We start from the raw sequence: 6,032 nt of genomic DNA, 5'->3' as shown, positions 1-6,032 counted from the left end.
CCCGCCCGGCGAGCGGCGCGTCGACGGCGCCCGCCCGACGACCGCCGTCGTCGGCGGCGGCATCGCCGGCCTCGCCGCCGCCACGGCACTCGCCGAACGCGGAGTCGCCGTGACGCTGTACGAGCGCGAGTCCTACCTCGGCGGCCGGGCGGGAGGCTGGCCGACCAGCCTGCGGGACGGCACCCCGGTGACCATGAGCCGCGGCTTCCACGCCTTCTTCCGCCAGTACTACAACCTGCGCGGACTGCTCCGCCGCACCGATCCCGGGCTGCGGCGGCTGACCGGCCTGCCCGACTACCCGCTGCTGCACGCGAGCGGCCTGCGGGACAGCTTCCGCCACGTCCCGCGCACCCCGCCGTGGAGCGCCTTGGCGTTCGCCGCCCTCAGCCCGTCCTTCACCCTGCGGGAACTGCGCGCCGTCGACCCGGCCGCGGCCCTCCCCCTGCTCGACGTCCGCCTCCCCGAGATCCACGACCGGCTCGACGGCATCAGCGCCCACGACTTCCTGGACGCCGTCCGCTTCCCCCAGCGGGCGCGGCACCTCGCGTTCGAGGTGTTCTCGCGCAGCTTCTTCGCCGACCCCCGGCAGCTCTCGGCGGCCGAGATGGCGCTCATGTTCCACATCTACTTCCTCGGCTCCGCCGAGGGCCTCCTCTTCGACGTGCCGACCGCGCCGTTCCCCGCCGCCCTGTGGGACCCGCTGGCGGGCTACCTGCGGCGGCACGGCGCCGAGGTGCGCACATCCGCGGCCGTGGAACACATCGCACCGACGGGGAGCGGCTACCGGGTCACGACGGACCGGGACGAACGGCACCACGACACCGTCGTGCTGGCCCTGGACACCCCGGGCCTGCGCGGGGTCGTGGCCCGCTCGCCACGGCTGGGCGACGCCCCGTGGCGGGAGCGCGTCGCACGGCTGCGCACCGCCCCGCCCTTCCTGGTGACCCGGCTGTGGCTGGACCGGCCCGTGGCGCCGGGACGCCCGGCATTCCTCGGCACCGGCGGATTCGCGACCCTGGACAACGTCAGCGTGCTGGAACGCTGGGAGGACGAGGCCGCGCGCTGGTCCGCGCGCACCGGCGGCTCGGTCGTGGAACTGCACGCCTACGCCGTGCCGGCCCGGGCGGCCCGGGACGTCGAGGAGAAGCGCCTGATCGAGCAGATGCGCCAGGTCTGTCCCGAGACACGCGAGGCCGGCATCGTCGACGCCCGCCACGAGTGGCGGGAGGACTGCCCGCTGTTCCCGGTGGGCGGCTACCGGGACCGGCCGACGGTCCGTACCCCGGACCCCGCTCTGACGGTCGCCGGTGACCTGGTGCGCACCGACCTCCCCGTGGCGCTCATGGAACGTGCCGCGACGACGGGATTCCTGGCCGCCAACGCCCTGCTGGAGCGATGGGGGCTGCGGGGGGTGACCTTGTGGACGGTTCCGCACCGCGGCCGGAACGCCGTACTGCGGGGGCTGGCCAGGTGGGGGAGCGGCGCGGACCGCGGCTAGCCGACGGCGGCCCCGGCGAACGGAGCGCCCCGTGCCGCCCGCGCCCGCCCGCCGGGCCAGCCGCGCCCGCACCCGTGGTCACCGTGTGGCTCAGCCGCGCTCCGCGTGGACGACCAGGGCGTACGAGCCGAGGCCGATCAGGCGCTCGCCGGCGATGTCGCCGAGGGCCGTGTACAGGGTCAGGACCTTGCCCGACACCGGGTCGAAGGCGATGTCCTTGACGGTCCCGTGTTCGACGCCGTGTTCGGTCAGCACCCGGCTCCCGACGGCCGCGCGGTGCTCCGGCGCGTCGTCCGGCACCGACTCGGCGGCGGCCCGCGACCGCACGATCACGGCGTCGTGTCCCACCGCCTCCACCGCGCTCCAGCCGACGACCGCACGGTTCCTCGGCGCTCCCGCCAGGCGCAGACAGGCGATGCTCCGGGTACGGACGTCGAGCGTCAGGTCGTCCACCGTGCCCAGGGTCGTCGCCTCCTCCGCGGTGATCACCGGCAGGCCCCTGGTCCGGGTGAAGAGCATCATGCGAGTCCCCCTTCCCGCGCGGGCGCGTCCGCGTGCGGTTCGGTGGCGCCCGCCCGGAACGCCTCCACCTGCGCGCCGAAGCTGGGCAGCTCCTCGGCGACGAAGTGGCGTGCCTGCGCGGGTACCACCACGGCCTCGCCGGAGACGGCCAGGGTCTGCCCGCGCGGGATGAACACCTTGCCCCGCCCGCTGTGGAAGTGATCCTCGGCGGCGATCTCGAAGCCGACGACGTCCCCGCTCGTACCGGCCTCCACCACCACGTCGCGCACGGTGCCGATCTCCGTGCCCTGGTCCGTGACGACCGGCGCGCCGATGACCGGGCCGCGTCCGGCCGCGTCCGACCCCAGCACCGCGCCCCGCTCCTCCAGGACCGCCCGGCCGGGGATCATCACGGCGGCGGGTCCGAGCGCGTGCACCGCCGAGAACGGCAGACTCCGCTTCAGCGGCCCCGCCAGCAGCCCCCGGCCACTGAGCGTGAACCCGGTGATCCGGCCGGCCCCGGCGTCGAAGACGGTGTCCTTGATCCGCGCCACCGCGTCACCGCCGAGGGTCACGACCTCACGCCCGGTCAGATCCGAAGCGAGCATCAACGTGATCACCGCAGCCCTCCCCGGCCCGACCGGCGGCCTCCACGCACCGCGATCACGGTCCCGGCCCGGCGTTTCGCCTGGACCGACAGCACCGTCGCGACGACCGCTCCCGCCACCACCAGCACCAGGACCACCCAGCCCCACCACACCATTGCCGACCTCCTCCGTGGCCGGTGTCCCCGTCCCGGCCCCTCTCTGTCCTCCGGTTGCCCCCGGAGCAGCCGGAGCACGCCTGGAAGGCCGGCAGGGCACGCCCCGGGACCGGGACGGTTCGGCCGCCGCCGCCCTGGGCACTCGGTGACACCCCTGACCAGCTGGTGACCCGGAGGCGTGCATGGCCGTTCGGCATCGTGTGATCAAAGCGGACCCCGCCGTGGTGTGGGAGGTACTCGCGGACGGCAACCGGTACGCCGAATGGGTCGTCGGCACCGGGGACTCCCGCCCGCGCAGCGGCCGGTGGCCGCAGAAGGACGCTTCCCTCACGTACGAGATCCGGCTCGGGCCGGTCCGGCTCAACAACCAGACCGTCGTACGGCACTGCCGGGAGGGCTCCCTGCTGGAACTGGAGATCATCGCGGGCCTCCTGGGCACCGCGCGCTTCTCGATCGAACTGCGGGAGTGGGGCGAGGACTGTCTGGTCCTCGTCGACGAGCATCCACTGCGGGGAGCCGGAGCGGCCGTGCACAACGTCGGCGTGGAGGCGCTGATCCAGCTGCGCCACCGCTCGATGCTCGCCCGGCTCGCCCGGTGCTGCGAGGAGACCGCGGCCAGGCACCGGGAGCCGGCCGCGAGGGAGGCGTCCGGCGCGGAGGGCACCGGCCGTGCCTGATGCCGTGGTGATCGGGGCCGGCCCGAACGGACTGGTGGCCGCGAACCTGCTGGCGGACGCCGGGTGGAGTGTCCTCGTGCTGGAGGAACAGCCGGTCCCGGGCGGTGCGGTCCGCCACGACCGCGGGGTCGATCCCGCCTTCGTCAACGATCTCTTCAGCTCCTTCTACCCCCTGGCCGCGGCGTCCCCCGTGCTCTCCGCGCTCCGTCTGGAGGACCACGGACTGCGCTGGGGCCACGCGCCGCACGTACTCGCCCACCCGCTCAGCGACGGCCGCTGTGCCGTGCTGGACCGGCACATCGACACGACGGCCGCCTCCGTCGAGGCGTTCGCGCCCGGCGACGGCGATTCCTGGCGAGGGCTCTTCGAGCTGTGGCAGACGCTGCGCCCGGGCCTGCTGAGCGCCCTGTTCACCCCGTTTCCGCCGGTCAGGCCGGCGGTGCGGCTGCTGCGGTCGCTGCGGACCGCGGGCGGGCTGCGCGCCGCCCGCTCGCTCGTCCTGCCCGTGCGCCGGCTGGGGGAGGAGGAGTTCCGCGGCGAGGGCGGCCGGCTGCTGCTGGCCGGCAACGCCCTGCACGCCGACCTCGCCCCCGAGGCGGCGGGCAGCGGCGGCTTCGGATGGCTCATGTCGATGCTGGGGCAGACCTACGGCTTCCCCGTGCCGGTCGGCGGTTCCGGTGCCCTGACCGAAGCGCTGGTCCGGCGGCTGCGTCAGCGGGGCGGAGAGGTGCGCTGCGGGCAGCGGGTGGGGCACGTCGTCGTCCGCGACCGCCGTGCCGTGGCCGTGCGTACCGACGGCGGGGAGACGGTGCCCGCCCGCCGGGCCGTACTCGCCGACGTTGCCGCGCCCGTGCTCTACCGCGACCTCGTCGGTGCGGAGCACCTGCCCGCACAGCTGATGGAGGACCTGCGGCACTTCCAGTGGGACTTCGCCACGTTCAAGGTGGACTGGGCGCTGGACGGGCCGGTGCCGTGGCAGGCCGCGGCGGCCCGCCGCGCGGGGACGGTGCATCTGGCCGACGGACTGGACGAGCTGACCCGCTTCGCCGCGCAGATCGCCATGCACCAGGTACCCGACCGCCCCTTCCTCCTCTTCGGGCAGATGACCCTGGCGGACCCCTCGCGTTCCCCCGCGGGCACCGAGTCCGCCTGGGCGTACACCCACGTCCCCCGGGAGATCCGGGCGGACGCGGGCGGCGAGGACATCACCGGCGGCTGGGGCCCGGCGGACCAGGAGCGCATGGCGGACCGGGTGGAACGCCAGGTGGAGCGGTTCGCCCCGGGCTTCCGCGCCCTGATCCGCGCCCGGCGCGTGCTCGCGCCGCCCACGTTCCAGGCCCTGGACGCCAACCTCTCCGACGGCGCCATCAACGGCGGCACCGCCGCACTCCACCAGCAGCTCGTCTTCCGCCCGGTCCCCGGCACCGGACGCCCGGAGACCCCGGTCGCGGGTCTCTTCCTCGCCTCCGCCGCAGCCCATCCCGGCGGCGGGGTGCACGGCGCCCCCGGGGCCAACGCCGCGCGAGCCGCCCTGCGCGCCCGCCGGGCGCCCCACCTGGCCGGCGCCCAGCGCCTCCTCGCCCGCCGGGACCGCACCGGACGCAGACGCTGAGCCGGACGTCCGGCCGACGGCGCATCCGGACGCCCGGTGGATCGGGAAGACATGCACGACCAGGTGTACGCGCCCCCCGAGGAGCCCTCCGAGGGGACCGAGAGAAAGGCCGAGCCCGTGCGAAGCGGTCCTCTGACGAACCGGACGGTCGTGGTGACGGGTGCCGCGCGCGGGGTGGGGGCCGCGCTCACCCACGAGGTGGCCCGGCGCGGGGCGCGCCCCGTCCTGCTCGGGCACGAGAAGGACCGGCTGGACGAACTGGCCGCACGGCTGCCGGTCCCGGCCCTCGCCATCGAGGCGGACGTGACCGACCTGCCGGCCCTGGAGCGGGCCGCGCACGAGGTACGGGACCGCTTCGGGCCCCCCTCCGTCGTGATCGCCAACGCCGGGGTCGCGGCGGGCGGCCCGCTCGACGCCACCGACCCGGCGGAGTGGCGCCGCATCATCGACGTCAACCTCACCGGCAGCGCGCAGACCGCCCGGGCCTTCCTTACGGACCTGCGGGCGACGGCCGGCTACTACCTCCAGATCGCCTCACTCGCGTCCTTCGGCGCGGCTCCGATGATGAGTGCCTACTGCGCCTCCAAGGCAGGCGTGGAGGCCTTCGCGCACGCGCTGCGCGCCGAGGTCGCCGCCGATGGCGTCGCCGTGGGCATCGCCTACCTGAACTGGACCGACACCGACATGGTGCACGACGCCGACCGGTACCCCGTCCTGCGTGAACTGCGCGGCCACATGCCGCGGCCCGCCCGCCGCGTGTACGGCGCCGAGGAGGTGGCCGCCCGGATCGTGCGCGGCCTGGAGCACCGGCGGACGGCCGTGTACGCGCCGCCCTGGCTGCGGCTGGTCCAGCCGGTGCGTGCCGCCCTGCCGCCGGTCGTGATGCGCGTCGCCCGCCGGAGCCTGCCCCGGCTGCGCGCCGAGGGCGGACTGGCCCCGACCGGGCTGCTCGGCGCCGGGGGCGAGGCCGACCGCGCGGCG

Annotated in this window: 7 protein-coding genes; 4 read left to right on the top strand and 3 right to left on the bottom strand. The window is 75.6% G+C overall.

Features of this window, described 5'->3' with window-relative positions:
- Positions 1 to 1,498 (top strand): FAD-dependent oxidoreductase (locus GT045_RS34145; RefSeq protein WP_202529285.1); only part of this gene is annotated, 1,498 nt, incomplete at its 5' end.
- Positions 1,499 to 1,588: 90 nt separating this feature from the next.
- Here GT045_RS34145 and GT045_RS34140 read toward each other — a convergent pair.
- Genes GT045_RS34140 through GT045_RS39225 form a run of 3 tightly spaced genes read right to left on the bottom strand, consistent with a single transcriptional unit; the run spans position 1,589 to position 2,762 of the window.
- The gene (locus tag GT045_RS34140; RefSeq protein WP_161287715.1) at positions 1,589 to 2,020 is read right to left on the bottom strand and encodes a PRC-barrel domain-containing protein; all 432 of its coding nucleotides are present in this window, start codon (positions 2,018 to 2,020) and stop codon (positions 1,589 to 1,591) included.
- The gene (locus tag GT045_RS34135; protein WP_161336559.1) at positions 2,017 to 2,619 is read right to left on the bottom strand and encodes a PRC-barrel domain-containing protein; all 603 of its coding nucleotides are present in this window, start codon (positions 2,617 to 2,619) and stop codon (positions 2,017 to 2,019) included. The genes GT045_RS34140 and GT045_RS34135 overlap by 4 nt, the downstream gene beginning before the upstream one ends.
- Complete coding sequence (locus GT045_RS39225) at positions 2,616 to 2,762, bottom strand: hypothetical protein (RefSeq protein ID WP_202516465.1); 147 nt, start codon at positions 2,760 to 2,762, stop codon at positions 2,616 to 2,618. The genes GT045_RS34135 and GT045_RS39225 overlap by 4 nt, the downstream gene beginning before the upstream one ends.
- A 182-nt stretch (positions 2,763 to 2,944) precedes the next feature.
- On the opposite strand from GT045_RS39225, the gene GT045_RS34130 reads away from it, so the two are divergent.
- The 3 genes from GT045_RS34130 to GT045_RS34120 form a co-directional block, all read left to right on the top strand.
- Complete coding sequence (locus GT045_RS34130; RefSeq protein ID WP_161336558.1) at positions 2,945 to 3,439, top strand: SRPBCC family protein; 495 nt, start codon at positions 2,945 to 2,947, stop codon at positions 3,437 to 3,439.
- Positions 3,432 to 5,051 carry an NAD(P)/FAD-dependent oxidoreductase gene (locus tag GT045_RS34125; RefSeq protein ID WP_161336557.1) on the top strand — a complete coding sequence of 540 codons (1,620 nt, stop codon included), beginning with the start codon at positions 3,432 to 3,434 and terminating at the stop codon, positions 5,049 to 5,051. Before GT045_RS34130 ends, GT045_RS34125 begins: the two co-directional genes overlap by 8 nt.
- Before the next feature lie 117 nt (positions 5,052 to 5,168).
- Positions 5,169 to 6,032: SDR family oxidoreductase (locus tag GT045_RS34120; RefSeq protein ID WP_161336560.1), on the top strand; the 864-nt coding region annotated here is incomplete at its 3' end.

It is taken from the genome of Streptomyces sp. SID486, from assembly GCF_009865385.1.
GTDB lineage: Bacteria > Actinomycetota > Actinomycetes > Streptomycetales > Streptomycetaceae > Streptomyces.
The sequence above is the reverse complement of the archived record's forward strand: the minus strand, read 5'-3'. Positions and strand labels throughout refer to the sequence as shown.